The following is a 26486-nucleotide window of genomic DNA, read 5'->3' as shown; positions in this document are numbered from 1 at the left end:
TGTGTCCCAGTAGTCCGCGCGCACACGGGCGTCGGCCGCCGGGGACGGCGACACGGACGCGGCAGCACGCTCCTCTTGCGGCTGCCGCGTCCCGCACCGGTGTCAAGGGGCGGGTCTTCCCGGCCGGTTCCGGTGCGGCGAGGCCGGTTTCACCGTCGAAGCCGAAAGCGCTCTGACGATCGACATCACCCCGCTCCCACCGAGACGGTGGGCCGCTGCGCCCTCGGTGCGCTGCGCCGCGCACCGCCGTCGCGTCCGCCCTGTCGCCGGGGGACCTGACCGCCCTCGACGGGCTGCTCGACACCGGCAGCGCCCACAGCATTCTGCGCCGGGCCGGCCTGTGCGTACGCACCGAGCGCACGGCCTGGGCCGCATGCCGCCCCTGACCACCGGGATGGTGCCGGGCCCTGCACGGACGGGCAAAGCGCCGTGCACGACGGGGCAAGGGGCCGGGCCCGGCCGCTCCCTACGGTCGAGGTGTCCCATCACGAGTGGGACGCCCATGCGTGGGCCAGGGACCGATCGCGGATCCGTCGGCTCCTGGCCCCGCGCACGACCGCGAGGGAGTGGCGCTGATGACGGACGTCGAACAGTTCGAGGAGGGGCGGGACGAGGGAAACCGGTTGCGATATCTGGCCGTCGCCAGCGTCGTGGCGTGGATCCTCGCGGTCTGCGCGGTGTGCGTGATCCTGCCGCTGTACTCCCATCCGAGCCTCGCGTGCGGCCTCGCGCCGCTGATCACCGCGGGGACCGCGGCGATGGTGCTCGGCCGCGTGAAGGCCCGCTATCGCTGCCGGGCGGCCAAGGCGCGCGCCGTGTCGGACACCGTGCGTCGGGTCCTGCTGCGGCCGCTCCCCGGGCGCATCGGCGCGCTGGGGCTCGCCTCCATCTACCGGCCCTGCGGGGGCCGCGGCCAGGTGGGCGGGGACCTCTACGCGGTCGCGCGCGCGGGTGAGTCGACCCGCCTGATCATCGGCGACGTGTGCGGCAAGGGCCTGCCCACTTTCGAGGACGTCGCGGCCGTGCTCGGCGCGTTCCGGGAGTGGGCGCCGCGCGCCGCGACCCTGGCCGAGTTGTCGGCGCGGCTGGAGGAGAGTTTCCTGTTCCACCTGGCCGAGAGCCAGGACCTCGCCCGCGACAAGGACGAGCGGTTCGTGACGGCGCTTCTCCTGGAGGTGCGGGACGGCGAGCGGTTCGCCCGTATGGTCAACCACGGCCATCCGCCGCCCATACGGGCTCGCCGGGGGAGTGTCGCGCTGGTGGCGGGCTGCCCGGCTCCCCCCTTGGGCCTGTACGGTCTGCGGGAGTGCGGCGCCATCGAGGAACGCTTCGAACTGTGCCCCGGGGACACGCTGCTGCTCTACACCGACGGGCTGATGGAGGCCCGCGACGCCGACGGGCGCTGCTACCCGCTGCTGGAACGCGCGACCGCGTGGCGGTGGATCCGGCAGGGCACGCCGAGTCACGTGTGCCTGCCGGACGTGCTCGGAGAGATCCTCGAGGACGTCGTCGAGCACGCCGGGCGGCTCCCGGAGGACGACCTGGCGATGGTCGCGCTGACCCGCGTGGAGGAACCGGACGCGGCCTTGCTGTCCTGGCGGGCCGGTGAGGCCTGGCGCGAGGACGCGGCGCAGTGGCGGCAGGACTGATCGCCAGTCGGGTTGCCGGGGGAGGGGGCCGGCGTCCCGCGGGGGCTGCGGCCTGCGGGACGCCGGACTGCTGACCCGCGGGGGATCCGAGGAACGGGCACGGGGGTCGTTCGACCCGGACAGCGGCCACACCCATAGGGGTGTTTGACGCATGCGGGGGACAGGGACCGCCTGCCACAGTGAAGGGCAGGAAGGACGGCTGGGCCCTCCGCGAAGCCGGTCATGACGAGACCGGCCGGTCAGTGCTGCCCGGAGGCGGCCGCACCCGGGTCGCGATCTCCTGACGCGAAGACGCGAGGGCCTTCGCGCGGCCGTCATGGAACGGGTGGCGCGAGGCCCCGACTCGTACCCGCTCCGGGCCGGTCGGTCGACCCTGACAGCGGCGTGCACGGTGGAGCCGCCCAGGCGCCAAGTGGCGCCTTATCTGTCACATCACAGTGAACAGTTCGCTGTTCGTTCATTTCGTGGCAAAAGGTGCGCTTTACCGTCTCGGGAGACTTCACACCGATCCACCGGGGAACGGTGCACGGAAAGGCGCAGCACATGGAAACGACAAGAGGGTCCAACGGGCCGGGCCGTGAATCCGAGGCTCTGACCCGCCGAAGGTTCGTCGTCATAGCGGGAGCCGCCGTCGCGGCGGTCGGTGTCGGCGCGAGCACCGCCGACGCGGTCACCGGATCCGCCCTCGAACCGAGCGGCAAGGTCAAGACGGCGAGCGGGACCTCCGTGCTCAACCGGGCCAAGGCGCCCAGGGGCAAGTGGCTCGCGGGTGACACCCACGTCCACGACGATCACTCCTCGGACGGCAGCGGGCCCCGGCAGACCTCGCATCAGACCCTCCCCGGCAACCTTCCGGTCGGCGACCAGATCGCCCAGGGCGAGAAGGCCGGCCTCGACTTCATGCCGCTGACCGACCACCGGACGTACGACCAGGTCTGGGATCCGCAGTGGAAGTCGTCCAAGTTGCTGCTGATCCCGGGCGAGGAGGCGAACGGCTCGCCTCACGCCATCGTGCTGGGCAACGTGGACGTGATCGTGGACGGCGCCAACCCGGCCGGTTCCGCGGCCTTCCGGCACGTGCAGCAGTCGGTCTGGGACGCCCATGCGCAGGGTGCGGTGTGGTCGCAGGCCCACCCCGACGACGGCGAGTACACGCCGGCTGCAGGCCCGAACGCCAACGCCAGCGTCCAAGGCGCGGACCTCGTCGAGGTGCTCAACGTCTCCACCGGCCCGGACGAACAGGTCGAGTACGCGGAGAACCGCTGGAACGCCGGTTTCCGTTTCGGGGTCGCGGCGGCGAGCGACTGCCATTTCCGCGAGCTGTGGGACGTCGACGCCCCCGGGACGCCCACCACCCACGTCTTCGCGGCGCAGCGTTCGGTCCTGGGCGTCCTCGACGGGTTCCGCGGCGGCCGCACGACGGTCGCGCAGAACACCTCGGGGCCGTTCCTGACCATCGAGGCCGACGTCGACGGTGACGGGGTGTTCGAGGCGATCGGCGGCGACGAGGTGGTCGTGTCCGACCGTAAGCTGCCCAAGCAGGCCACCCTGCGCGTGAAGGTGAGGGGCGGCAAGGGAACCACCGTCCACGTGTACGCGGCGCCCGGCCGTTCGGCCGGCCCGATCGCGAGCTACCACCCGCAGCGAGCCGACGAGAGCTACGAACTCCCGCTCGTACTGAAGGGCACGGACCACGGCTGGTACCGGGCCGAGGCCCGGTCCCCCGGCAGCGCCTCCGGTTCCGACGCCGACCCGAACCTGCCCGACCAGCTGCGCGCCGCCACCTCGCCCGTCTTCGTCTCCGTCGGCGCTCGGGCCGAGCCCCGGCCCGAGATCGCGCTCCCGGCCGCCGACACCGCCCGCGACAAGGCGGCACTCGTCACCGGCGACATCGGAACGTTCACCGGCTTCGCCGACGTCGCGGTCGTCGGCGACGTCACGCACGTCGTGGCGGAGGTGCACGAGAAGCAGGCGAGCAAGGTGGTCTACCGCCGGCTCGACAGCAAGGGCAGGGTCACCAAGTCCGCCACCTTGTCCGGTCGTTCGGCCACCGCGCGGTTCCCGCGGATCGTCGCCGGCTCCCACGACGTCTGGGTGGTCTGGCAGGACGAGCTGGGCAAGGAGCAGCCGCACCGTCCGGTGATCCTCCTCGCGCACAGCGCCAACGGCGGCAGCTCCTTCAAGGCGCCGACCAAGATCAGCAAGGGCAAGGGGCGTGCCATCCACCCGGCGCTGGCGCTGGTCGACGACAAGCGTCCGCTGGTCGCCTGGTCCGACAACAGCGAAGGCGCGTTCGACGTGTACGCGCAGATCGTAGGCGTCGACAAGGCGGCGGTGAACATCTCCGCGGCGGGCAAGGCGACCAGCCCGGGAGTGCCCGGCGACGCCCGCTCGCCGCGCTACCCCGCCTCGCTGTTCCCGGCCGTCGCCGTCCACGACGGCAAGCACGCCGTGATCAGCTGGCAGGACGATCGCTACGACCCGGACCCGCTGTGGACCGGTCACACCCCGCCCTCGGGCCAACCGGCCGCCGGTGGCACGGACCCGGACAACTGGCAGGTCCTGGCGTCGGTGCGCAGGGCGCCGGGTCGTGCCTGGAGCGCCCCGGTCCAGGTCAGCAGGGTCAGTGACCGCTCGGACCGGCACCCCGGCCTGACCGTGGACCGGGACGGGACGTTCGTCGCGATCTGGGAGAGCGGCGCGCTCCAGAGCTCGGGCTCCAACCTCCAGCTCCGGGCCAGCCGCTCCACCGACGGTGGCGCGACCTGGACGGCCTTCGAGAACCTCGCCCTGGACGCCGACGCGATGAGCCAGCGGGCCAAGCTCGGCGTGGACCCAGACGGCACGGTGCGCGCCGTCTGGTACGACTCCCGTTCGGCCGACTGGCGTTGGAAGATCTTCACCGCCACCCTCGACCGCGCCGAGGGCTGGTCCGGCGCCACTCAGGTGAGCCACGGGGGCAACAACACCTGGCCCGCCCTCCACAGGGGTGTCGTGGTCTTCACCAGCGACCGCGGCGCGGCGCGCACACAGCGCGACGAGACGCAGCAGATCTTCTGGGTGAAGCTGGCCTGAACAGCCGGCCCGCGAACCGCACGGCATCCTTCCCCACGCGCCTCCGGGGCCGCAGGCGCGTGGGGAGGGGGGTGCTGCGGCGGGGCGGCGCCGGGGACCGATTGGCCCGGCGCGCCGCGGCGGGTAGTGTGGAAAACGCCCGGGAGCGCGATTCGCGGGTTGATTCCGCGGACCGTCCGGGGCACCTTCTCCAACCTGACGGACATTCCACGGGCTGGGTTCGGCCCAGCCGCCGTCGGGCGCCACCAGGCAGCGACATCGCCATGATCTGGGAAATACTGGTCCTGGGTTTTGTACTCAGTCTCGACAACTTCCGGGTGTCGATCGCGCTCGGCACCGTACCGTTCGGTCTGAAGCGCGCGGTGCAGGTCGCGCTGGCCTTCGGACTGTGGGACGCGGTCATGCCGCTGGTCGGGCTGTTGATCGGTCGCCGGATCGGGGAGTCCGTCGGGGACGTCGCCGACGTGGTGGGCGCGGTCGCGCTGGGCGGTTACGGTCTCTACCTCGTCATCTCGTCCCTTCGGAACCCCGAGCCGCACGAGTTGGACCACCCGTGGGCGCTGTTCGGCATCCCGTTGACGCTGAGCCTGGACAACCTGTTCGCCGGGGCGAGCCTCGGGATCCTCGGGCTCTCGCCGTGGTTCTCCGCCGCCGTCTTCGGAATCGTGACGGCGGTGATGTCGCTGATCGGGCTACGGCTCGGGCGGGCGGCGGCACGACTCATCCGGATCCGCTCGGACCTGCTGAGCGGGGTCACCTTGATCATCGCCGCTGTGGCGCTGCCGTTGTGGTTCGGCGGTTAGGCCGGTGCGGCCGGGGCACCGGCGGGTGATCGCCGGCCCGCTGGTCGGCGTTGGCGGCCTCGACGGCCTTGACGACCAGATGGTGGTCGGGCGACAGGTGGCAGACCGGATCGGTGCGTGCCGCGTCGCCGGTGAGCAGGAACGCCTGGCAACGGCACCCGCCGAAGTCCACCTCGCGCCGGAAACAGCTCCGGCAGGGCTCGGGCATCCAGTCGGTTCCCCGGAAGGCGGACATCACCGGGGACTCGGCCCAGATCCACGCCAGCGAGTCCGTCCGCACGCTGGCCCGCGGCAACGGCAGGGACTGGGCGGCCGGGCAGGGCAGGACGTCGCCGTTCGGCGTCACGGTCAGCAACCGGGACGCCCAGCCGCCCATGCAGGGCTTCGGGTAGCGGCTGTAGTAGTCGGAGATGACGTAGATGACGTCCATGCGGTCCCGCAACCGCTCACGTGCCTCCCGCACGACGACCTCGGCCGCCGCGAGCTGTGCCCGGCTGGGCAGCAGGGCCGCACGGTTCCGCCAGGCCCAGCCGTAGTACTGGGTGTTGGCCAGCTCCAGCCGGTCGGCGCCCACCTCCTCGGCCAGTTCGATCAGGTCGGCGACACGGTCGATGTTGTGCCGGTGCAGCACCACGTTCACCGTCAGGGGCCAGTCCAGTTCCTTGACCACGCGCATCGCCTCGACCTTGCGCCGGAAGGACGGGATGCCGGCGATCCTGTCGGACACGACCGGCTCGTCGGCCTGGATGCTGACCTGCACGTGCTCCAGGCCCGCGGCGCGCAGTTGCTCGGCCCTCGGACGCGAGAGCCCGATGCCGCTGGTCACGAGGTTGGTGTAGAGGCCCAGGTCGTGGGCGGTCGCCGTGATCTCCACCAGGTCGCGCCGCAGCAGGGGTTCCCCGCCGGACAGATGGCACTGCAGGACCCCGAGGTCGCCGGCCTCGGCCAGCACCCGCCGCCACTCGCCGGTGTCCAGCTCGTCCTGGTAGCCGCCCAGATTCAGCGGGTTGGAGCAGTACGGGCAGGCCAGCGGGCAGCGGTAGGTGAGCTCGGCGAGCAACCCGAACGGGCTATCCATCGGAGAGCTCCATCCACCGCCGGGCGACGAGCCGGGCAAGGAACCGCCGCACCTCGTCCCCGGGGACGGTCCGGTAGCGTCCGCCCAGTTCGGTCACGATCTCGGTCACGGTGTGCCGCCCGTCGCACAGTTCGAGGATCGCCGCGCCGCTGCCGTTCAGGACCACCACGGTCTCGGGGTGCAGCAGGATCGGACGCCGTCTGGTCCGGCAGAAGGTGAGCCGGACGTGGCGCGCCAGCCGGGGCCGGTCCGAGCCGCGGACCTCGGTGCCGGGTCCGGTCCTGGGGCCGGTCCGGGCCGTCGCGGTACGGGTCGGGTCCATGGCGGTCACTCCGGGTAGGCCTGGTCGATGGCGTCCATCACGCTCCACAGGACGTCGCACTTGAACGACAGGGCGTCGACGGCGCGCGCCCGGGACTCGGCGGAGAGGCAGCGCGAGGTGACCACCTGGAGGGCGTGCTCGCAGTCGCGCGGAGCCTGCTCCAGGCGGGCGCGGAAGTAGGCGAGGCCCTCGGGGTCGATCCACGGGTACCAGCGCTCGAAGGCGGCCAGGCGGGCGGCCATCAGGTCGGGCGCGAACAGTTCGGTGAGCGAGGACGCCACCGCCTCCACCCACGGGCGGGTCCGGGCGAAGTCCACGTAGGCGTCGACGGCGAACCGTACTCCGGGCACCAGGTGCCGGTGGTCCAGGACCTCCTCGCGGGTCAGCCCGGCCGCTTCACAGAGACGTAGCCAGGCCTCGATGCCGCCCTCGCCCGCGCGGGCGCCGTCATGGTCGACGATCCGCCGGATCCAGCGGCGGCGGACCTCGAGGTCGGGGCAGTTGGAAAGGATCGCGGCGTCCTTGCGGGGGACGTTCTCCTGGTAGTAGAAGCGGTTGGCCACCCAGCCACGGATCTGCCGGCGGCTCAGCCGGCCGGCGTTCATCGCGACGTGGAACGGGTGCTGGTCGTGGTACCGACGCGAGTGGGCGCGCAACGTCTCGACGAAGTCGTCGACTCCGCTGCTGCTCCTGGTCGTTCCCGTCGGTGTTGCCGGGGTTGTCGGGGTTGTGGGTGTTGTTGTCACGGTCCTACACCTGCACCTCCATGCCGTCCGCGGCCACCTCCATGCCGCTCTCCCGCACCGCACGCCGCTCGGGCGAGTCCGCCAGGAGGATCGGGTTGGTGTTGTTGATGTGCACGAAGATCGTCCGCCCGGCGCCCAGCGACGGGAGCTGCGCCAGACTGCCGTCCGGGCCGTCGATGGGCAGGTGGCCCATCTCCCGGGCCGTCTTGCCGGCCAGTCCGAGCCGTACGAGCTCGTCGTCGCGCCAGCAGGTCCCGTCGATCAGCAGGCATCCACAGCCCTCGATCTCCGCGCGCAGCGCCGGCGTCAGGGCCTGCACCGCCGGCAGGTAGACCAGCGTCCCCCCGCTTCGTTCGTCGGTCAGCCGGTAGCCCACGACACGGCCGTGGTCCGCCTCGGCCGCGAACCGGGCGCGTTTGGCGGTGGGTACGTCGAACGCGCGGCAGGACAGCCCGTCCGTCAGGGACAGATCCGCGCCCGGGATCACCGCCCGCCACTCGACGGTGCAGTAGTGCCGGAGCGTGCTCAGGAGTCCCGAGCCGTCGCACAACGTCTTGTGCGCGGCGGGTGTGGCGTACACCCGCAGTGCACGGGCCTCGCGCAACAGGAGCAGGCCCAGCGTGTGGTCCAGTTCGGCGTCGGTGAGCAGCACCGCTTCGAGCGGCGTCGCCCTCTGGCCCCGCGGGTGCAGGCCGGGGAAGGCCTCGAACTGGGCGCGGAGATCCGGTGAGGCGTTGAGGAGGAACCAACGGCGGTGGTCGGCGCTGACGGCGATCGAGGACTGGGTGCGCGGAGGGCCTGCCCCGGAGCGGACGGCGGCGCACACCTGGCAGCCGCAGTTCCACTGCGGGGACCCACCCCCCGCCGCCGAGCCCAGCACTCGCAGCAACACGCGGAACTCCGTTCGTCGCATGTCCGGGTCCGTCACCGGCCCGGCCGTCCGTCGCGTCCAGAGCCGACGGCGCGGGGGCGGCGCCGGACCCGGTCCGGCGGGCCCCACGCTCGCTAGTCCTCCAGCCGGGCGACGTACATGGTCACCTCGGCCGCGACCGCGATCACCTCGAACTCGGGCGTCTCCCACTCGGTGAGCTGGGATTCCATGAATCCACCTCCTTCCCGCCGGATACGGCAGGCTCCGGTCGCGCGCTACGACCATTCGGGGAGGGCGAAGACGATCAGGGCGCTCCCGTGCCCCGCGCCGAGCATGCCGGGGAGGAATCCCTCGGCCCATCCGCCCCAACCGACCGGTACGGCGATGTACTGCCTGTCGTCGACCATGTAGGTGGTCGGGCTGCTGTGGTGGCCGCTGCCGCACTGGAACTGCCACAACTGCTGCCCGGTGCGGGCGTCGAGCGCGTTGAACTCGCCGGAGGGCTCGCCGGCGAACACCAGGTCGCCGCCGGTGGCCAGCACCGAGGCGCACATGGGCAGTTCGTTGCGCCAGCGCCACTTCTCCTGGCCGTCGGCGTCGAACGCGCTGACGGACCCCGCCATGTCCTCGATGTCGACCTGAACGCCCGCGCCCCAGTACGGGATGCTCTCCTTGAACTCCCGCCGCCGCCGCGTGGCCGTGGCGCCGGTGTCCTGGACGGGGACGTAGAAGAGCTCGGACTTCGGGCTGTAGGCCGCGTGGGTCCATTCCTTGGCGCCGGCCGGACCCGGGTAGAAGTGGACGGGTTCTCCCTCCTTTTCGGGGTACAGCTTGGCCGTCACCTGGCCGTCCCTCGTGATGGCCCCCCACGTGATGCGGTCCACGAAGGGGGTGATCCCGACCCTCGCGCCGTTCGTGCGGTCCAGGACGAAGAAGTAGCCGTTCTTGTCGAAGTGCCCGAGCAGTTTGCGGCCGTCCCGCTCGAACAGGATGCACTCGGCGATGCTGTCGTAGTCCCACACGTCGTGCGGGGTGCACTGGTAGTGCCAGCGGATCTGACCGCTGTCGACGTCGACGGCGATGACGCAGTCGGTGAAGAGGTTGTCGCCCTCGCGGACCCCCCCGTCGAAGTCGGGCGCCGGGTTGCCGGTGCCGACGTACAGCAGGTTCGTCTCCTGGTCGAAGGTGCCGGTCACCCAGCAGTTCGCCCCACCGCGCGCCCACGCCTCGCCGTTGGCGGGCCAGGTCTCCGAACCCGGCTCCCCGGGCTTGGGCACCGTGTAGCAGCGCCACTGGTGCTCGCCGGTGTTCAGGTCGAACGCGTCGAGGTGGCCGCGTACGCCGAACTCACCGCCGGAACTCCCGACGATGACCATGTTCTTCACGATCAGCGGGGCGAGTGTGGCGCTCTCCCCGGCCCGGACGTCACCGTAGGTCTTGTCCCAGACCCGTTTGCCGGTGGTGGCGTCGAGTGCGATCACACGTGCGTTCGCCGTGACGAAGAAGACCTTGCCCTGGGCCACGGCGACCCCACGGTTCACGTTTCCGCAGCACAAGGACACGTCGAAGGGGACCGCGTGCTTGTACCGCCAGATCTCCACGCCGGTCTTCGCGTCGAGGGCCCAGACCCAGCCGTCCCAACCGGACAGGAACATGACCCCGTCGACGACGATCGGTGCGGCCTCGAACGAGTAGGTCGACGCGCCCGCGATCAGGCCGGTCGTGCCGGCCTGGAAGACCCAGGCGGGGGCGACGCGCTTGACGGTCTCCGTGTTGATCTGGTCCAGCGGGCTGTACCGCTGCCCGTTGTAGGCGCCGTAGTAGGTGAGCCAGTTGTGGGGCTCCTGGCGGGCATTGAGTATGCGTTCGTAGTCGACGCTCGCCACCACGGGCGGCGCGACGTCCCCGCCCGCTACCTTGCCGGTCAACTTCCCTTGGTCGACGGCCTCACCCGCGTCCACGTAGTCCACGGTCATTGGTTCTGCCTCCTCCTTCTTCCTACGGCCGCGGTTGTTCGGGGCGGTCGAGGCGAGCCTCCGGCGGAGCGTCCCCCATGACGACGATGGCCCCGGTCAACCCCCGGCCCTCGTCATTGCCCGTGGGCGAGCCGAACCAGTAGTAACCCGGCCCGTCGAGGTTGAGGGTCGCCCGTCCGCGCGAATGGTTCACCAACCAGATGAACTTCCGGTCGCCATTGCTCGGCAGGAGCGCGCAATGCGTGTTCAGGTCGTCGTTGACGAGTTCGAGCTCGATATCGCCTCCATGGGGCATGACCAGAATAGAGGGATCCCAGGTCAGCTCGTCGGGGTGGATGCGAATTGTGGCCTGCATCCTGCCGTCCGGTTTCTCGGCGGCATAGCCGATATTCCCGGTTCCCAGCACTTGACCCAGCGCTGCTTTGTTCTGTTCGGCCAACCCGATCTTGTCCAGCAGGTCGGATCGCTCCTGCGTGGTCGTCATCGGGGCGTCACTCTCCTCATGCCGAATCGCTGTGTCCACCTCGCGCCGACCGCGTCGACGGCGGTACGGCGCAGCCGGTTCCGCACCTTCCTTCGAATTCTCGGAATCGACGTCGAATTCATGCACCGTATTTTGTCACGGCGAAAAGCGGATAATTTTTTGCCCAATAAACACGCTACGCCGGATGGATCACACCGACAAGCATGGGCGCCGGTACGGGGCGGCTCGTGCCGTTCGCCCGCGACCGGCCACCGTTCGTCCCCCGAAAGCCACCGCCGAGAGGATCAGCCGAGGTCGCACCGATCGAGGTTCATGACCTTGTCCCACGCGGCCACGAAATCCCGCACGAACTTCTCCCGCGCGTCGTCGCTCGCGTAGACCTCCGCGACGGCACACAGCTCGGAGTTCGCGCCGAAGACGAGGTCGACCCGGCTCGCGGTCCACCTGACCTCGCCGGTGCCCCGGTCGCGCCCCACGAAGGTCTCGGCGGTCGCGGACTCCGGCTCCCACGCCGTGCCCGTGTCGAGCAAATTCACGAAGAAGTCGTTGGTCAGCGACCCGGGCTCCGAGGTGAGCAGGCCCAGCGGCGACTGCCGGTGGTTGGCGCCCAGCACCCGCAGGCCACCCACCAGGACGGTCGTCTCGGGCACGCTCAGGCCCAACAGGTTCGCGCGGTCGACCAGCAGGTGCTCCGAGGGCAGCCGGGCGCCCTTGCCGCGGTAGTTGCGGAACCCGTCCGCGGCCGGCTCGAGGGGGGCGAAGGACTCCACGTCGGTCCACTCCTGCGTGGCGTCCGTGCGTCCCGGAGCGAAGGGGACCTTCACGACGTAGCCGGCCGCCTCGGCGGCCCGCTCGACGGCGGCGGCCCCGCCGAGCACGATGAGGTCGGCCAGCGAGATCTTCTTGTCCCCGGTGCTGGAGCCGTTGAAGGACTTCTGGATGCCCTCCAGGGTGCGCAGCACCCGCGCCAGCGTGTCGGGGTCGTTGACCTCCCACCCCCGTTGCGGCTCCAGACGGACGCGCGCGCCGTTCGCCCCGCCCCGCTTGTCGCTGACGCGGAACGTCGAGGCCGACGCCCACGCCGCCCCGACGAGCTCGGAGACGGACAGCCCGCAGGCCAGGAGCCGGCTCTTGAGCGCGGCGATGTCCGCGGCCCCGACGAGCTCGTGGTCCACCGCGGGGACCGGGTCCTGCCAGGTCAGCCTCTCCCGCGGGACCAGCGGTCCGAGGTAGCGCTGGACCGGGCCCATGTCGAGGTGCGTCAGCTTGAACCAGGCCCGGGCGAACGCGTCCGCCAGCTGGTCCGGGTTCTCCAGGAAGCGCCGTGAGATCGGCTCGTAGACCGGGTCCGACCGCAGCGCCAGGTCCGTCGTCAGCACGGTCGGGGTATGTGTGGCCGACGGGTCGTGGGCGTCCGGGACGGTGCCGGCCCCGCCGCCGTCCCGCGGCGTCCACTGCCACAGGCCGCCCGGGCTCAGCTCCAGGTCCCACTCGTAGCCGAACAGGGTCTCGAAGAAACTGTTGTCCCATGTCGTGGGGGTGGGCGTCCACGTGCCCTCGAGCCCGCTGGAGATGGTGTCCGGGCCTTTGCCGGTGCCGTAGCGGCACTTCCAGCCCAGGCCCTGCTGCTCGAGGGGGGCGGCCTCGGGCTCGGGGCCGAGGTAGGTGTCCGGGGCCGCCGCGCCGTGGGTCTTGCCGAAGGTGTGGCCGCCCGCGATCAGTGCGACGGTCTCCTCGTCGTTCATCCCCATGCGCCGGAAGGTCTCGCGGATGTCCCGGGCCGAGGTGAGCGGGTCCGGCACGGTGTTCGGCCCCTCCGGGTTGACGTAGATCAAGCCCATCTGGTCGGCGGCCAGGGGGCTTTGCAGCTCCCGGACCCCGCCATGGCGTTCGTCGCCGAGCCAGACGCGCTCGGGACCCCAGTAGACGTCCTCGTCGGGCTCCCACACGTCCGCCCGGCCGCCGGCGAAGCCGAAGGTCGTGAAACCCATCGATTCCAGGGCGCGGTTGCCCGCGAAGACCATCAGGTCGGCCCAGGAGATCTTGCGGCCGTACTTCTTCTTCACCGGCCACAGCAGCCGGCGCGCCTTGTCGAGGTTGCGATTGTCCGGCCAGCTGTTCTGCGGTGCGAACCGCTGCATGCCGGAGCCCGCGCCACCGCGGCCGTCGGCGATGCGGTACGTCCCGGCGCAGTGCCACACCATCCGGATCACGAGCGGCCCGTAGTGGCCGAAGTCGGCCGGCCACCAGTCGTGCGAGGTCGTGAGCGCCTCGTCGACGTCGCGCGCCAGGGCGTCGAGGTCGAGCGTCCGGAACTCCGCGGCATAGTCGAAGTCCTTGCCCATGGGGTCGGCCATGGCGGGGTGCTTCCGCAGGATCCTCAGGTCGAGCCGGTCCGGCCACCAGTCGTGGTTGCCCGCGCCGGCGATCGGCCGGCCGGGGTGCCCGGCGGAGGCTGGGGCGGCGGCCGATGCGGGGAGGCCGAGACCGCCCCCGCTGCCGGCGTTCGCCTCGCCGGCAACGGCGTCCGGGATGTCCGTCACGGGGGAGCTCCTTCCGGATTGGAGGTCGCTTGGTGGTTCAGATGTTCAGCGCGCGACGCACAGCCGGCGCGTTCCGCCGGGAAACCGGCACCATCCCGTTCGCCCGGTCGTCCATGACCAGGGACAGCTCGCCCTTGAGGCCGCGCTCGATCTCCCGGATGCGGCTGAGATTGACCACGTACCGGCGGTGCACGCGCAGGAAGCCGACATCCGCCAGATCGCTGTCCAGCTTGTCCAGACTCAAGGACGAGGCTCGCAACCGCCCCTGATCGGTGGCGAGCCACACGTCGTTCCCGTGGGACTCGGCGAAGCAGATCTCCGGCAGTCGCAGCAGCACCATCCGGTTCTCGCGCGTCGCGACCAGCCGGCGCGGCGGCATCCCGGGGTGCGCGGACCCCTCCGCGGGTGGCATGCGCGCCCCGCCGGAAACCCCGAAGAGCACCAGATGCCCGATCAGGCGCCCGGACGAGAAGACGGGCCGGATGCTGATCGACGTCGGCTCGTCGGCCAGGTGGGCGAAGATCTGCGTCGAACCGACCCAGTCGGGATCGTGGGCCGCCTGCCCGCTGGCGTACCGGGCGGCCGCGAGGAATTCCGGCAGCCCGGGGTTCCACCGCAGGGTGGGGTCGATCGCCGGGGTGTACGCGGGGACGCCCAGGAGCACGCTTGCCATGTCGTCGGCGATCACCACCTTGCCCGCGGTGTCCACGGCGGCGAGCGGGGCCGCGGACGTCGTCCTGGCCTGGGTGTAGGCCGCGACCAACTCCGCGCCGCTGTCCCGGGCGCGCCTCTTCAGGGGAGAGCGGGCCATGCCGACGGCGCTCGCCAGCCAGTTTTCGGCGGCCGTGGGCAGCCTGCTGCGCCAGCAGGAGATGTTCAGCACCGCGATCGGTTCCCTGGTCACCACGTCACGAACCGCGATGCCCGCGCACGCCCAGTCGTGGAACGCCCGGCACCAGTGCTCGGCGCCCCTGATCGGTACCGGGCCGTGCGCCTCCAGCGCCGTGCCCATGCCGTTCGTGCCGGCCGCGCACTCGGACCAGCAGAACCAGGGCGCCAGATTGCACTCGCCGGCGCGGGTGAGCGTGGCGTGATCACCCCACGAGGCCAGGATCCGGCCGGTGGCGTCGGCGACGGTGACGACACCGCCGAGATTGCCCACCTCCTGTGCCACTGCCGCGGCGCGGAAGCCCAGCTCGGCGAGGATTCCGTCGTGCTCGGGCACGGGGTCGCGCTTCGCGACGGCCACCGGGGCCTTGGCGAGGTGGGGATCGACCCGGTACTGCTCCCGGCAGCGCTGCCAGGAGATCGCCACGAGGGGCCGGACACCGGGCACATGATCCTCGCCCTGCACGAACCGTTCCCATGCGGCGAGCACGGAGCCGCCGCCGAGGTTCGCCGAGTTGGGCTCAAGCCGACGTGTGTCTCTCATGGTTCACAACCGCCTCCGGCCCATCCCCTACCCGACGGCGTGGACGCGGTCCGCGCCGTTGACCACCGCTCGTGGCGGGCGGGCGGGCCGGCGCGGGGCCGAGTACCGCGTCGCGGGTTCTCCTGTTTCGTCACCCGCGCCAGGCCGTGTCACCGGCCTGCACAATCCACCCTAATACAACCCCCGATCGGGTATTTCCCTCCTGGGGTGCCGCGGCTGACCCCGCGAGGTCGAATGATCGGCAGCCGGTCGCGGCGGGGAGTGCCGGACGAGGGGACCGATGAGCTGGGCCGAGGCGCGACGCCGGTCGTGGATCCCCTGCCGGAGGGAGCGACGCGACCCCTCGTCGCGGCGAAGGTCCGCCGGCTTCCGGCTGAGCGGGGCGCCGCGCCGGGGCGCGGCGGTGGTGCGCCCTCTGCGGTGGGGGTGAGGGGCGGCGGTGGACGCCGTACCGCCAGGTGTGCGCGAGCTCGCGGGCGAACGCGGCGTCGCTCGCCTCGTCCGCGGTGGTGACCTACCGGTCGGCCTGGCCGCGCGGGTCCCGTCATGCGGGACGATCCTGTGGGCCGGACCGGTCATCGCGAAGACGACCGGCTCCTACGGCGAGGGGGCGACGTTCCTGCTCCTGGCGACCGCGGCCGGTACCGGCCTGCCTGCCTCCCGCCCCCGCGCCGCGCAGCGGTAATGGGTGTGGGGGAGGATGGGTCCGGCCTGTCCGCGCGTGTGCCGCCGTGGTCCTGAGGGAACAGGCCTGATCGAGCCGTGGAGCGAGGGGGATGGTCGAGATCGCCATGCAGGCCGGCGCCGCGCCGCGGCCCCGTCAGCCGTTGAGCAGGGAGCGGATCCTGGCTGCCGCGGTGGCCCTGGCCGATGACGGCGGAGTCGCGGCCTTGAGCATGCGGAAGATCGCGGGATCGCTCGGTGTGGTGCCCATGGCGCTGTACAAACACGTGGCGAACAAGGACGAGTTGCTTGACGGCATGATCGATGCCGTGGTCGGTGAGATCGACCCGCCCGCTGCCGGAGTGGACTGGAAGGCGGCCGTGCGGCGGCGGGTGCTGTCGGCGCGCCGGATGCTGCTGCGTCATCCGTGGGCGTCAGGGGTGATCGAGGCGCGGATGAAGGCGCGTTCGGCTCCGACTCCGGCGGTGCTGGGCTACCTGGACTCGATGATCGGCATCTTCAGGGCCGGGGGCTTCCCGCTGGATCTGGTCCATCATGCGATGCACATCATGGGCAGCCGTGTGCTCGGCTTCTCCCAGGAGCTGTTCGAGGACACCCCGGGAGGCGAGCCGGACCCGGACGCGTTGCCCCCGGAGGAGATGGCGGCCCGCTACCCGCATGTCACCGAACTGGCGATGGCGGTCGCCCACGACGCGGAGTCCGTCGTCGGTGCCGGCTGCGACGACCAGCTGGAGTTCGAGTTCGCACTGGACCTGATGCTGGACGGCCTGGAGCGGCTGCGCGACGCGGCCTGACCCGGCGAAAAGGAAACCCGCCAACGCGGCCTGCTGCCATGCCTCTTGACGAGTGTACGCCGTACACCTACGGTGCGTGGCAAGGGAGTCGGACATGACGGCGAGGCGTTGGGGGGGGTCGATGAAAGCGATCGTCCAGAAGAGGTTCGGCCCGCCCGAGATCCTGCGGCTGGAGGACGTCGGCCGGCCCGAGGCGGGGCCCGGCGAGGTACTGGTGCGGGTACGCGCGGCGGCGCTCAACCCGTACGACTGGCACATGATGCGCGGCGACCCGTATGTGGCGCGGCTGTTGGGCGGCATGGGGGTGACGCGGCCGAAGGTGCCGGTGGCGGGCATCGACGCCGCCGGCCAGGTGGCGGCGGTCGGTCCCGGCGTGCAGGGCGTCGAGCCCGGCGACGAGGTGCTGGGCTTCTGCCCGGGAGCTTTCGCCGAGTACGCCCGAACCACGGCGGACCTGGTGGTCCCCAAACCCGCTGGGCTGACGTTCGAGCAGGCCGCGGCAGTGCCGATGGCGGCGGTGACCGCGCTGCGCGGCATCCGTACCGTCGGCGAGGCGAAGGCCGGGCAGCGCGTACTGGTCAACGGGGCGGCCGGCGGCGTCGGCAGCTTCGCGGTGCAGATCGCCTCGGCCCTGGACGCCGAGGTCACCGCGGTGTGCAGCCCCGGGAACGCCGATCTGGCGCGCTCCTCGGGAGCCGCACACGTCATCGACTACACCCGGCAGGACTTCACCAGTACGGACACCCGCTACGACCTGATCCTGGACAACGTCGGCAACCACCCGCTCAGCCGGCTGCGCCGGGCGCTGACCCCGGCGGGCATCCTGGTGGCCAACGGCGGCGGATCGCCCGGCCGCGTGGTCGGGGCGGTGGGCTCGACGCTGCGGCTGGTCGCGGCCAACACGGTCGTCCGGCAGCGACTGCGCGTCATCCTCCCGGCGGCACCGGCCGGCCCCATCCGGGAGGATCTGCTCGCGGTGACCGCGCTCATCGAGGCCGGCCGGCTCACCCCCGTGGTCGGCCGGACCTACCCGCTGGCCGGAACCGCCGAGGCCATGCGCCATGTGGAGGCGGGCCACGCCCGCGGCAAGGCCGTGATCACCGTTCCCTGAGCTTCCCGGTCCGGCGACCGCCGCTCGCCTTCGCCGCGCTCAGGCGGCGCGGCGGGAGCAGCGGGCCAGCGCCTGCCGGCCCAGGACCACGGCGACCAGCCCGATCGCCACGGCCACGAACCCACCGACGATCCCGTTGCCGGTGCCGGGGCCACCGTCGGCGGTGACCACCACCAGCCCACCGTTGACCACGGAGACGAGCCCGGCAGCCATGGCCGCGATCGCCGGGGCCCGCCCGTCGCCCGTCCCGATACGCCGGGCGAAGGAGGTCAGAGCGAGCACGCCGAGGACCACGCTGAGCAGCGCCAGCACAGCGGCCGTGCCGGCCCAGACGCGCTCGGGGGTCAGGGTGTAGGAGCTGGTGGCGGCCTGCGCCAGGACGGATCCGACGGACATGGGGTTCTCCTTCGTCTGCCACGACTGGGATGTCGCCCGATCATGGCCGCCGGTCCCGGCACGGAGCATCCCGCAGGCGCGGTCACTTCGTGCTGCCGCCGTTGAGGCAGTCCGCTGCTGCGGATGCCGCAGGCGCCGCGCGTGTACTGCGGACGTGGTAGGAAACGGCTCGTCCGCGAGCGGGACTCGCCCCGGGCGGCGTCCGGCTAGGGTGCGCGCATGGACAAGGGACGGTTCGGCGTGCCCACCGCCGCCGGCGACTGGGCGATCGCGATCGGCGTGGCGGCGGCGTTGCTGGCCACCGGGCTGTCCGGGCAGCATCCCGCGGGAGCCCTCGGCCTGCTCGGTTCCGTACTGCTGGCGAGCGGCGGCCTGGCGCTCGCCGTGCGCCGGCGGATGCCCTTGCCCGTGCTGGCCGCCACCGGGCTCTGCGCGGTCGGCTACCAGGCGGCCGGGTTCGATGTGCCCGCCGTCGCCTACCTGTTCGCGGTCTACGCCGCCGTACGGGCGGGACACCGCTCCGTCACGGTGGTGGCGAGCGTGGCCATGCTGGCCGCGCTTCCCCTCGCGGCCCTGGTCTCCCTGCACGACACGGGCCAGGCGTTCGCGCAGGCCCGCGGCGCCCTGGAGGTGGCCTGGCTGATCGCCGCCGGCGCCGCGGGGGAGGCACTGCGGCAGGCCGAGCGGCGGGCGGACGAGGCCGAGCGCACCCGCGAGGAGACCGCGTTGCGCCGCGCCGACGAGGAGCGGTTGCGCATCGCGCGCGAACTGCACGATTCCCTCACCCACCAGATCTCGATCATCAAGGTGCAGGCCGAAGTCGCCGTCCACGTGGCCCGCAGGACCGGCGAGCAGGTGCCGGAGGCCCTGCTGGCGATCCGGGACGCCGGACGTGAGGCGAGCCGGGAACTGCGTGCGACCCTGGAGGCGCTGCGCGACGACGACAAGGCCCCGCCGCGCGGTCTCGACCATGTTCCGGAACTGGTGGAACGGGCGCGTGCCATCGGCCTGGACGCGACGCTGACGATCGAGGGACAACACCACGGCGTGTCCACCGCGGTGGGCCGGACCGTCTACCGGATCGTTCAGGAGTCGCTCACCAACGTCGCCCGGCACGCCGCCGCCGGCACGGCGTCGGTCCGGATCGACTGCCGTGCGGACGCCCTGGCGGTCCGCGTCGATGACGACGGCAAGGCCAGGCCGGGCTCCGCCCCGGTGCCCGGCGTGGGGCTGCTCGGGATGCGCGAGCGCGTCACCGCGCTCGGGGGCCGGCTGCGGGCGGAGCCGCGTGGTGAGGGGGGCTTCACGGTCCAGGCCGAACTCCCCGTGGACCGGACGTCGTGATCCGTGTCCTGCTGGTCGACGACCAGCCGCTCCTGCGCAGCGGATTCCGGGCGCTCCTCGACCTCGAGGACGACATCGAGGTGGTGGCCGAGGCCTCCGACGGGGAGGAGGGCCTGGCACTGGTCAGGGAGCACCTGCCCGACATCGCTCTCATCGACATCCGCATGCCGGTCGTCGACGGCATCGAGGCGACCCGGCGCATCGCCGCCGACCCGGCCCTCGCGGGCGTGCATGTCGTCATCCTGACGAACTACGGCTTGGACGAGTACGTCCTGGACGCCTTGCGCGCCGGCGCAGCCGGATTCCTCGTCAAGGACATCGTGCCGGAGGACTTCCTCCACGCCGTACGCGTCGCCGCGCGCGGCGACGCCCTGCTCGCGCCCTCCATCACCCGCAAGCTGATCGACCGGTACGTGGCCCAGCCGCCCGGCACCGGCTCCGGCACCGGCGTGGGGCTCGAAGAGCTGACCAACCGCGAACGCGAGGCCGTCGCCCTGGTCGCGCAGGGACTGTCCAACGACCAGATCGCCGCCCGCATGGTGATCAGCCCGTTGACGGCGAAAACCCATCTCAACCGGGCCATGACCAAACTCCACTGCCGCGATCGCGCCCAGCTCGTGGTGCTCGCCTACGAATCCGGCCTGGTGGTCCCCCGCAATTCCTGACCTCGGCGGATGATGACGGCGCCCGGGGACAGCGGCCGGCGGATCCTGGGGTGCTTCTTGTCCTCCCCGGGCTCGTGCCGGGGAGGAAGGCGGCGTCGCCGGCCGACGTGAGCCGGAGTCCGGCCAGAGCCGTTCACCGTGAGCGTCGGTGAACGAAGGGGCAACAGTGGGCGCGTGCTCGGTGAGGAGCGGATGAATCGTTCCGAACCGGCGCAACCCTGTCCGGTTGTGAAGGGTCTTGGCCGTGGCGTCGTGTCGCTCGGCGTTCATCGGTCATGATCAAGGGAGAGTTTCGTGGTGCGTGCGTCGCGGCCTGCGGAGAGTTCGGCGCGGGGGTCGGCGCCCCCACTGACGGCTCATGGCGGCGGCCGGGCGCCGGGCGGGTACGGCGCCGTGGCGCCGCACCCGCCCGGCGCCGGAGCACGGCTGCGCCAGGACATTCAGGGCCTGCGCGCGCTCGCGGTGGTACTGGTGGTGCTCTCGCACGCCGGAGTCGGCCGGCTGGCGGGAGGCTACATCGGGGTTGATGTCTTCTTCGTCATATCGGGCTTCCTCATCACCTCGCTGCTGTCGCGCGAACTCGCTCGAACCGGCCGCGTGTCCCTGCGGCGGTTCTACGCCCGCCGCGCGCTGCGGCTGCTCCCCGCGTCCACGGCCGTAGGGCTGGTCACGCTCTGCGGGGCGTGGCTGTTCCTTTCGAAGGTCCGCTTCCACGCGTACGTGGCGGACGCACTCAGCAGCACCTTCTACGTGGTGAACCTCCGGCTGGCAGGCGCCGGCACCGACTACCTCCAGGCCGGCAGCCCGCCGTCGCCGTTCCAGCACTACTGGTCGCTGGCGGTCGAGGAGCAGTTCTACCTGCTCTGGCCGTTGCTGCTGTGGGCGAGCTGGAGACTGGCGCGGCGCCGTGCCGGGCTGGTCGCGGCGCCCCTCGCCGTGCTGTGCCTGGTCTCCTTCCTGCTGAACCTGTCGGTCACGGGGGTCTCACCGTCCTGGGGGTACTTCGGCTCGCACACCCGCTTGTGGGAGCTGGGCGTCGGCGCGCTGCTCGCCCTGTCCACGCGCAGGCTGGAGCGGTTGCCGGCCTGGTCGGCCGCGGCCATGAGCTGGGCCGGGCTGGTGTCACTGCTGGTGGCGGCTGTCGCGTTCGACGATGACACGCCGTTCCCCGGTTGGTACGCCGTCGTGCCGGTGCTCGGCGCCGCGCTGGTGCTGGCGGGCGGCTGTGCGCCGGCGCGGTACGGCGCCGGGTGGCTGTTGTCGCTGCGGCCGGCCACGTGGGTCGGCGGCCTGTCGTACAGCTGGTACCTGTGGCACTGGCCGACGCTGGTGATCCTGCCGGCGGCGCTGAACCGGCCGCCGACGGTGGGGTTCGCACTGGTGTCGGCGGCGCTCGCGCTCCTGCCGGCCTGGGTGACGCTGCACCTGGTGGAGAATCCGGTGCGGTTCCACCGCGTCTTCCGCGACCGTCCGCTGCGGGCGCTGGGGCTCGGGGCGGGGATGACGGCGTGCGCCGTCGCAGCGGTGCTGGTCGCGGAGAGTTTCCCGCCCCGGATCAGCTCGGGCGTGGCGGCGCCACATCTGAGGAGCGCGCTCACCGGGGCCGCCGATCCGCAGGCACACCTGACCGGGCTGCTGGCCGCACCGTCCCGCAGTCTGCCGTCCAACCTGACGCCCGGTCTCACCATGATCAAGGGGACGTCGTCCGCGATCTACCGGGACGGCTGTCACATCGGTTACGGCAGCGCGGCGACTCCGCCGTGCGTCTACGGTGACCGGTCGGCGTCGACGACGGTCGTGCTCTTCGGGGACTCACACGCCGCCCAGTGGTTCCCGGCTCTGGAGCGACTGGCCCGCGAGCACCACTGGCGACTGGTGTCGCTGACCAAGGCCTCGTGCAAGGTCGCCGCCGTGACCACCGTCCACCAGGGCAGGCCGTACGCCTCGTGCGACCGGTGGCGCACCAGGGCACTGGCCCGGATCAGGTCCCTGCGTCCCGCGCTGGTCATCGCCTCCTCCTCGGACGCGGCCGACCTGGCCCGGCCGTCCGGGGACCCGCGCCGGCAGTGGACGGAAGGCTTCGAGCGCACCTACCGCGAACTGACGTCCTCCGGTGCCGAGGTGCTGGCCGTCGAAGACACCCCGTGGCCCGACGGCGACGCGGTGGACTGCGCGGGGAACCATCCGCTGGAGCTGCACCGGTGCGCCTCCGACATCGGGCACGCGGTCAGGGATCCCGACAAGAAGCGGGAGATCACCGAGGCGGCGGCGGCCACCGGCGTCTCGGTCGTCGACCCGGCGCCCTGGCTCTGCGGCACCGGCGGTGTTTGCCCCGTGGTGGTGGACGACACCTTCGTCTACCGCGACGACAGCCACCTCACCGAGTCCTACGCCGAGGCCATCGCACCGGTACTGGACGACGCGATGACCACCCTCTACGGAGCCGACCTGAACCGGCGTCCAGGGCCGAGCCGCGCGCAGTAGCTGTCACAGGAAGCCGTGCCATCCGGTCTCCATGGGTGCAGGCAGGCCTGGCGCTGCAGTCCGTGACAGTGCCGGGCCCGCCTGTGCCCGACCACGGCGCGCCGCGCACGGGAGACGCCCGGCATGCGCCTCAGCCCGTGAGGAGGTCGCTGACGGCGGTGATGCCGGCGGCGATCGCGTGCTGGTTCGTGTTGCCGAAACCGAGTACGAGCCGGGCGCCGCCCCCCGTGGCCGGCGCCGAGTGGTTTGCGGCGATCCCGTAGAGGCCGACCCGCCGGGCCCGGGCCGCGGCCACGACCTGATCCTCGTCGCAGCCCGGGCCGAGGTGGGCGACGGCGTGGAAGCCTGCGGCGAGACCGGTGAGCCGTACACCGGGGGCGTGCACGGCCAGCGCTTCGACCAGGGTGGCGCGCCGGGCGGCGTACTCGGTGCGCATGCGTCGCAGGTGGCGGTCGTAGCGTCCGGAGGTGATCAGGTGGGCGAGGGCGACCTGGTCGATGGTGGGGGAGCCGCGGTCGTCGGAGGCCTTGAACGCGACGATGGGTCCGTGGAGGACGGGCGGGCACAGCAGCCAGCCGAGCCGGAGGGCCGGCGCGAGGGATTTGCTGACGGTGCCGATGTTCAGCACCCGGTCGGGGGCCAGGCCCTGGAGCGAGCCGACGGGGTCGCGGTCGTAGCGGAACTCGGCGTCGTAGTCGTCCTCGATGACGACGGCGTCACGGCGCTGAGCCCAGGCGATCAGCGCGCGCCGTCGCCGGGCGGTCATGACGACGCCGGTCGGCCACTGGTGCGCTGGGGTGACGAGGACGGCTCGCGCGCTGGTCGCCTCCAGGGCCCGCACGTCGATGCCGTTCTCGTCGACGGGCACCGGTATCGCCGTCATCCCGGCCAGTACGGCGGCCCGGGCTGTCGCGGCGGGTGCGCCGGGGTCCTCGTAGGCGACGGTGGTCACGCCACGGGCGGCCAGCGCGCGCAGGGCCAGGGCGAGGCCCTGGGCGTAGCCGGAGCATATGACGGTGTGTCCGGGGTCGGCGGCCGCGGCCCGGACCCGCCGCTGGTACCCGGCGACCACCTCGCGGAGCACCGGCGCGCCGCGCGGGTCGCCGTAGTCGAGCGCGGTGGACGGCAGAGCGCGGGTCGCCTCGCGCGTCGCCCACAGCCAGTCGGCCACTGGGAAGGAGGCGAGATCGGGGACGCCGGTCCGGAAGTCGGCCATGAGCCGCGGCCCGGCCTGCGGTGGGCCGGACGCCGGCGTGGGCGCGGGCTGGGGGCAGGCACGGGCGGCGACGGTGGTGGCGGCTCCGATGCGGGTGGTGAGATAGCCCTCCGCTTGGAGCTGTGCGTAGCAGTCCTGGACCAGGCCGCGGGAGACCCCGGTGCGGCGGGCCAGTTCGCGTGAGGACGGCAGACGCTCGCCGACCTGGAGTCGGCCGGCCCGGATGGCGTCCCTGATCTGGCGTTCCAGCTGGGCGCGCAGCCCTTCGCGACTGCCCCGGTCCACGGTGAGCAGCAGCTCGGGCGACAGACCGGACCACTGAAGCGGCATGGAATTGGAGCTTACCGGGGGACCGGCCGGCTTCTAGCGTCGGCGACATGACCACGCCACCCAGCACCCCGCCCCAGACCGGCACACCTTCCGCACCCGCCCGCCCGCCACTGGTGACCCGTCAGCTGCTGCTGCGCTTCTGGACGGTGATCGGCGCCTCCGCGAACTTCTTCCTGCTGCTGTCGGTGGTGCCGCTGTACGCCCAGCGCAGCGGCGCCGACGCGGGCCTGGCCACCGGCGCTTTGATGTTCGCCACCGTCGGCGGCGAGTTGGCGACCCCGCGCCTGGTGGCCAGGTACGGCTACCGGGTGGCCTTGGCCGCGGGGCTGGTCCTGCTCGGGGCGCCCGCACTGGTGCTGACCGCCGGGGACGGCATGGCGTGGATCGTCGCGGTGTGCCTGCTGCGAGGTCTGGGTTTCGCGCTCACCGTTGTCGCGGGCGGCGCGTTGACGGCCGCGCTGATCCCGGTGGAGCGGCGCGGCGAGGGGCTCGCGCTGGCGGGGATCGTGTCGGGCGTGCCGTCCTTGGTGGGCCTGCCGTTGGGCGTGTGGCTGGCCGCGCACGTCGGGTTCACGCCGGTGTGCGTGGCCGGCGGGGTGATGGCGCTGGCCGCGGTCGTCGTAGTGCCGGGGCTGCCCGGACGGCAACCTTCCGACGGCCGGGACGCCGGCGTGGTCGCGGGTTTGCGCGATGGGGCGCTGGCGCGGCCCACCGCGGTGTTCGCGACGACGGCGCTGGGGGCGGGGATCATCGTGACGTTCCTGCCGCTCGCCGTGCCCGCGTCGCTGTCCGTGATGGTGACGGTCGCGCTGTTCGCCCAGCCCGCCACGTCCACCGTGGCCCGCTGGTTCGCCGGCCGGTCCGGCGACCGCCACGGCCCGGCCCGTCTGGTACTGCCGGGCCTGCTGGCCTCGGCCGCCGGCCTCCTGCTGACGGCCGGGACGGGCAGCCCGGTGGCGGTGCTCGCCGGGGTCGTGCTGTTCGGAGCCGGCTTCGGGGTGGCGCAGAACGCGACGCTCACGCTGATGTACTCCCGGGTCCCGGAGTCGGGGTACGGGACGGTCAGCGCGCTGTGGAACGTGGCCTACGACGGCGGAATGGGCGTGGGTGCCCTCGCCTTCGGCGCGACGGCGGCCCACACCGGCTACCCGGCGGCGTTCGCGCTCACCGCCGCCGCGATGCTCCTCGCCCTGGCCCCCGCGTGGCGCGACCGCTGACCGGGGCGGCCGGGCCCCGCGTCGCGGCGGGGCCGCCGTGACGACCGCGCCGAGGCGGTGGCCGGGTATGCGCGGCGTCGTCCACGGCCGGCGCGTAGCCGGTCATCTTGTCCGCTGCGTACTCACGCCTCAGGTCGCCGCCCACCGCGGCGCCGGCAGGGTTCCTGCTGGACAGGAACGTGATCCAGCCGGACAAGCCGCGTAGCGGGGGGAGCCTGTCGAGTGGGGAGCCGGCTTCACATGGTGACCTTCGCGATGAACGCGGCGAGGTTCGCGACGGTCCGCTCGATCTTCTCCTCCATGGTGAGCGTCTCGTGGAGCCGTGCGCCGATGCCCACGTCCTTCTTGCCCCGCACATAGAGCGGGCAGGCGAGGTCGCCGCACATGTAGGCGCCTACGGTGTTGCCCTGCTGTCCGGCCTTGCCGGCCCGCGGGGCGACCATGAGTTCGACGCCTCCTGTGTGGGTGGTCAGGCACATCGAGCACATGCTGGGCCGCGCCTGCCAGGAGGCGGCACTGGAACTGCGCAGGGTGAGGGCCACCAGGCGGTCGTCCAGCTCGGCGACGAGGTAGGACCGGTCGGGCGCCTGGGGGTCGCGCCAGCCGAGGAAGTCCAGGTCGTCCCAGGGGCGCTCGGCCAGATCGCGAGGCACGTGCAGGCGTTTCGCCTCGCCCTTGCTGCAGTTCACGAAGGCGGAACGGATCTCTCGCTCAGTCAATGGCTCCATAAGCTGCAGGCTAATTTACCTAAAGGTATTAGGCAAATTAATAATCGTCGCAGCTAGGTGGGGGAGAGGCTATGGTTCGAGCGGAGCGGCCATCGACGACGGCGACGTGATGGCCGGCTGCATGAAGGTTCGTTGCGAGCCGTCCGCGGGGGAGGTCCGCCGGGTCTCCCTGGACGGCGGGGTTCGTCCCGACTGCCGCTACCGGGGTGCCGGGGTGCCGGCACCGTACTCGTGGAAGCCGGGGCGTCGGCGGCGCGCTGATCGGGGACGCTGCCGACCGGGGCCACGACCGTGCCGTTGCCTGACCGGAGCGGTCACCGGGCTCGCGACGGTCCTGGCGACCGCGTGCAGCACGCTGGACGGCCGCCTTCCGGCCTTCGGCGGCGCGGCGCTGCTCGCTACGCCGGCCGCCATGGCCCTCGTCCGCGCCGCCCTGGCCTTCCCCGTGCGGGCCGAGTCCCGCGTCGCCCCCGCCCACCTGCCGGCGGTGCGGTGACGCGGGCAGCGCGGCCGGTCACGCGCGGCCGTTCGCATGACG

General features: G+C 72.2%; 23 protein-coding genes. 11 read left to right on the top strand and 12 right to left on the bottom strand.

Going from position 1 to position 26486, the window contains the following annotated elements; all coding sequences use genetic code 11:
- Positions 1-575: 575 nt before the first annotated feature.
- The 3 genes from ACRWNP_RS34960 to ACRWNP_RS34950 all read left to right on the top strand — a co-directional run bounded on the left by ACRWNP_RS34960 (position 576) and on the right by ACRWNP_RS34950 (position 5527).
- Positions 576-1649, top strand: coding sequence for a PP2C family protein-serine/threonine phosphatase (locus ACRWNP_RS34960; RefSeq protein WP_431968694.1), 1074 nt, complete (start codon positions 576-578; stop codon positions 1647-1649).
- Positions 1650-2192: 543 nt separating this feature from the next.
- Positions 2193-4724 carry a CehA/McbA family metallohydrolase gene (locus ACRWNP_RS34955; RefSeq protein ID WP_431968692.1) on the top strand — a complete coding sequence of 844 codons (2532 nt, stop codon included), beginning with the start codon at positions 2193-2195 and terminating at the stop codon, positions 4722-4724.
- Positions 4725-4987: 263 nt separating this feature from the next.
- A complete protein-coding gene (locus ACRWNP_RS34950; RefSeq protein WP_431968690.1) occupies positions 4988-5527 on the top strand; it encodes a manganese efflux pump MntP in 540 nt (179 codons plus the stop codon).
- Here ACRWNP_RS34950 and pqqE read toward each other — a convergent pair.
- From pqqE to ACRWNP_RS34905, 9 genes are all read right to left on the bottom strand, one after another.
- Positions 5487-6605 carry a pyrroloquinoline quinone biosynthesis protein PqqE gene (gene pqqE, locus ACRWNP_RS34945; RefSeq protein ID WP_431968688.1) on the bottom strand — a complete coding sequence of 373 codons (1119 nt, stop codon included), beginning with the start codon at positions 6603-6605 and terminating at the stop codon, positions 5487-5489. The two genes, ACRWNP_RS34950 and pqqE, sit on opposite strands and share 41 nt — an antisense overlap.
- Entirely contained in the window at positions 6598-6927 is a 330-nt protein-coding gene (gene pqqD / locus ACRWNP_RS34940; protein ID WP_431968686.1) for a pyrroloquinoline quinone biosynthesis peptide chaperone PqqD, read from the bottom strand. The genes pqqE and pqqD overlap by 8 nt, the downstream gene beginning before the upstream one ends.
- A 5-nt stretch (positions 6928-6932) precedes the next feature.
- Complete coding sequence (gene pqqC / locus ACRWNP_RS34935) at positions 6933-7673, bottom strand: pyrroloquinoline-quinone synthase PqqC (RefSeq protein ID WP_431968684.1); 741 nt, start codon at positions 7671-7673, stop codon at positions 6933-6935.
- Positions 7674-7677: 4 nt separating this feature from the next.
- The gene (gene pqqB / locus ACRWNP_RS34930) at positions 7678-8586 is read right to left on the bottom strand and encodes a pyrroloquinoline quinone biosynthesis protein PqqB (protein ID WP_431968682.1); all 909 of its coding nucleotides are present in this window, start codon (positions 8584-8586) and stop codon (positions 7678-7680) included.
- Between the two features lie 92 nt (positions 8587-8678).
- Positions 8679-8774 (bottom strand): pyrroloquinoline quinone precursor peptide PqqA, encoded by a 96-nt coding sequence (gene pqqA, locus ACRWNP_RS34925; RefSeq protein ID WP_431968680.1) that lies wholly within the window; start codon positions 8772-8774, stop codon positions 8679-8681.
- Between the two features lie 45 nt (positions 8775-8819).
- A complete protein-coding gene (locus tag ACRWNP_RS34920) occupies positions 8820-10520 on the bottom strand; it encodes a PQQ-dependent dehydrogenase, methanol/ethanol family (protein ID WP_431968678.1) in 1701 nt (566 codons plus the stop codon).
- 22 nt (positions 10521-10542) lie between these two features.
- Positions 10543-11004 (bottom strand): MSMEG_3727 family PQQ-associated protein, encoded by a 462-nt coding sequence (locus tag ACRWNP_RS34915; RefSeq protein WP_431968676.1) that lies wholly within the window; start codon positions 11002-11004, stop codon positions 10543-10545.
- 284 nt (positions 11005-11288) lie between these two features.
- Positions 11289-13547, bottom strand: a complete 2259-nt coding sequence (gene katG, locus ACRWNP_RS34910) for a catalase/peroxidase HPI (RefSeq protein ID WP_431968674.1) — start codon at positions 13545-13547, stop codon at positions 11289-11291.
- Between the two features lie 37 nt (positions 13548-13584).
- Positions 13585-14979: a LytTR family transcriptional regulator DNA-binding domain-containing protein gene (locus tag ACRWNP_RS34905; RefSeq protein WP_431968672.1), complete on the bottom strand. Its 1395-nt coding sequence runs from the start codon at positions 14977-14979 to the stop codon at positions 13585-13587.
- 439 nt (positions 14980-15418) lie between these two features.
- On the opposite strand from ACRWNP_RS34905, the gene ACRWNP_RS34900 reads away from it, so the two are divergent.
- The 3 genes from ACRWNP_RS34900 (at position 15419) to ACRWNP_RS34890 (ending at position 17568) form a co-directional block, all read left to right on the top strand.
- Positions 15419-15664 carry a hypothetical protein gene (locus ACRWNP_RS34900; protein ID WP_431968670.1) on the top strand — a complete coding sequence of 82 codons (246 nt, stop codon included), beginning with the start codon at positions 15419-15421 and terminating at the stop codon, positions 15662-15664.
- 91 nt (positions 15665-15755) lie between these two features.
- Complete coding sequence (locus ACRWNP_RS34895) at positions 15756-16457, top strand: TetR/AcrR family transcriptional regulator (RefSeq protein ID WP_431968668.1); 702 nt, start codon at positions 15756-15758, stop codon at positions 16455-16457.
- Positions 16458-16578: 121 nt separating this feature from the next.
- A complete protein-coding gene (locus ACRWNP_RS34890; RefSeq protein WP_431968666.1) occupies positions 16579-17568 on the top strand; it encodes an NAD(P)-dependent alcohol dehydrogenase in 990 nt (329 codons plus the stop codon).
- Between the two features lie 39 nt (positions 17569-17607).
- Here the strand turns inward: ACRWNP_RS34890 and ACRWNP_RS34885 are convergent, their stop codons facing one another.
- Positions 17608-17964 (bottom strand): DUF6223 family protein, encoded by a 357-nt coding sequence (locus ACRWNP_RS34885; RefSeq protein WP_431968664.1) that lies wholly within the window; start codon positions 17962-17964, stop codon positions 17608-17610.
- A 219-nt stretch (positions 17965-18183) separates the two neighbouring features.
- On the opposite strand from ACRWNP_RS34885, the gene ACRWNP_RS34880 reads away from it, so the two are divergent.
- The 3 genes from ACRWNP_RS34880 (at position 18184) to ACRWNP_RS34870 (ending at position 22457) form a co-directional block, all read left to right on the top strand.
- Complete coding sequence (locus tag ACRWNP_RS34880; protein ID WP_431968662.1) at positions 18184-19308, top strand: histidine kinase; 1125 nt, start codon at positions 18184-18186, stop codon at positions 19306-19308.
- Positions 19305-19973 (top strand): response regulator, encoded by a 669-nt coding sequence (locus tag ACRWNP_RS34875; RefSeq protein WP_431968660.1) that lies wholly within the window; start codon positions 19305-19307, stop codon positions 19971-19973. Before ACRWNP_RS34880 ends, ACRWNP_RS34875 begins: the two co-directional genes overlap by 4 nt.
- Before the next feature lie 393 nt (positions 19974-20366).
- Positions 20367-22457, top strand: coding sequence for an acyltransferase family protein (locus ACRWNP_RS34870; protein WP_431968658.1), 2091 nt, complete (start codon positions 20367-20369; stop codon positions 22455-22457).
- Between the two features lie 130 nt (positions 22458-22587).
- Here the strand turns inward: ACRWNP_RS34870 and ACRWNP_RS34865 are convergent, their stop codons facing one another.
- The gene (locus ACRWNP_RS34865) at positions 22588-24003 is read right to left on the bottom strand and encodes a PLP-dependent aminotransferase family protein (RefSeq protein WP_431968656.1); all 1416 of its coding nucleotides are present in this window, start codon (positions 24001-24003) and stop codon (positions 22588-22590) included.
- 47 nt (positions 24004-24050) lie between these two features.
- On the opposite strand from ACRWNP_RS34865, the gene ACRWNP_RS34860 reads away from it, so the two are divergent.
- Positions 24051-25220 carry an MFS transporter gene (locus ACRWNP_RS34860; protein WP_431968654.1) on the top strand — a complete coding sequence of 390 codons (1170 nt, stop codon included), beginning with the start codon at positions 24051-24053 and terminating at the stop codon, positions 25218-25220.
- Positions 25221-25456: 236 nt separating this feature from the next.
- Here ACRWNP_RS34860 and ACRWNP_RS34855 read toward each other — a convergent pair whose 3' ends face one another.
- Positions 25457-25948: an FBP domain-containing protein gene (locus tag ACRWNP_RS34855; RefSeq protein ID WP_431968652.1), complete on the bottom strand. Its 492-nt coding sequence runs from the start codon at positions 25946-25948 to the stop codon at positions 25457-25459.
- A gap of 121 nt (positions 25949-26069) precedes the next feature.
- On the opposite strand from ACRWNP_RS34855, the gene ACRWNP_RS34850 reads away from it, so the two are divergent.
- Entirely contained in the window at positions 26070-26444 is a 375-nt protein-coding gene (locus tag ACRWNP_RS34850; RefSeq protein WP_431968650.1) for a hypothetical protein, read from the top strand.
- Positions 26445-26486 lie beyond the last annotated feature (42 nt).

The sequence above is a fragment of the Actinacidiphila sp. bgisy160 genome, assembly GCF_965342435.1.
In the GTDB taxonomy this organism is placed as follows: domain Bacteria; phylum Actinomycetota; class Actinomycetes; order Streptomycetales; family Streptomycetaceae; genus Actinacidiphila.
Note: the sequence above shows the minus strand (reverse complement) of the source record. Positions and strands in the feature narration are given on the sequence as shown.

Bases quoted from the DNA above. Each gene is read 5' to 3' on its own strand.
- ACRWNP_RS34960 (WP_431968694.1), top strand. From the start codon at position 576: ATGACGGACGTCGAACAGTTCGAGGAGGGGCGGGACGAGGGAAACCGG.
- ACRWNP_RS34955 (WP_431968692.1), top strand. From the start codon at position 2,193: ATGGAAACGACAAGAGGGTCCAACGGGCCGGGCCGTGAATCCGAGGCT.
- ACRWNP_RS34950 (WP_431968690.1), top strand. From the start codon at position 4,988: ATGATCTGGGAAATACTGGTCCTGGGTTTTGTACTCAGTCTCGACAAC.
- pqqE (WP_431968688.1), bottom strand. From the start codon at position 6,605: ATGGATAGCCCGTTCGGGTTGCTCGCCGAGCTCACCTACCGCTGCCCG.
- pqqD (WP_431968686.1), bottom strand. From the start codon at position 6,927: ATGGACCCGACCCGTACCGCGACGGCCCGGACCGGCCCCAGGACCGGA.
- pqqB (WP_431968682.1), bottom strand. From the start codon at position 8,586: ATGCGACGAACGGAGTTCCGCGTGTTGCTGCGAGTGCTGGGCTCGGCG.
- pqqA (WP_431968680.1), bottom strand. From the start codon at position 8,774: ATGGAATCCCAGCTCACCGAGTGGGAGACGCCCGAGTTCGAGGTGATC.
- ACRWNP_RS34920 (WP_431968678.1), bottom strand. From the start codon at position 10,520: ATGACCGTGGACTACGTGGACGCGGGTGAGGCCGTCGACCAAGGGAAG.
- ACRWNP_RS34915 (WP_431968676.1), bottom strand. From the start codon at position 11,004: ATGACGACCACGCAGGAGCGATCCGACCTGCTGGACAAGATCGGGTTG.
- ACRWNP_RS34905 (WP_431968672.1), bottom strand. From the start codon at position 14,979: ATGAGAGACACACGTCGGCTTGAGCCCAACTCGGCGAACCTCGGCGGC.
- ACRWNP_RS34895 (WP_431968668.1), top strand. From the start codon at position 15,756: ATGGTCGAGATCGCCATGCAGGCCGGCGCCGCGCCGCGGCCCCGTCAG.
- ACRWNP_RS34890 (WP_431968666.1), top strand. From the start codon at position 16,579: ATGAAAGCGATCGTCCAGAAGAGGTTCGGCCCGCCCGAGATCCTGCGG.
- ACRWNP_RS34885 (WP_431968664.1), bottom strand. From the start codon at position 17,964: ATGTCCGTCGGATCCGTCCTGGCGCAGGCCGCCACCAGCTCCTACACC.
- ACRWNP_RS34880 (WP_431968662.1), top strand. From the start codon at position 18,184: ATGGACAAGGGACGGTTCGGCGTGCCCACCGCCGCCGGCGACTGGGCG.
- ACRWNP_RS34865 (WP_431968656.1), bottom strand. From the start codon at position 24,003: ATGCCGCTTCAGTGGTCCGGTCTGTCGCCCGAGCTGCTGCTCACCGTG.
- ACRWNP_RS34860 (WP_431968654.1), top strand. From the start codon at position 24,051: ATGACCACGCCACCCAGCACCCCGCCCCAGACCGGCACACCTTCCGCA.
- ACRWNP_RS34855 (WP_431968652.1), bottom strand. From the start codon at position 25,948: ATGGAGCCATTGACTGAGCGAGAGATCCGTTCCGCCTTCGTGAACTGC.
- ACRWNP_RS34850 (WP_431968650.1), top strand. From the start codon at position 26,070: ATGAAGGTTCGTTGCGAGCCGTCCGCGGGGGAGGTCCGCCGGGTCTCC.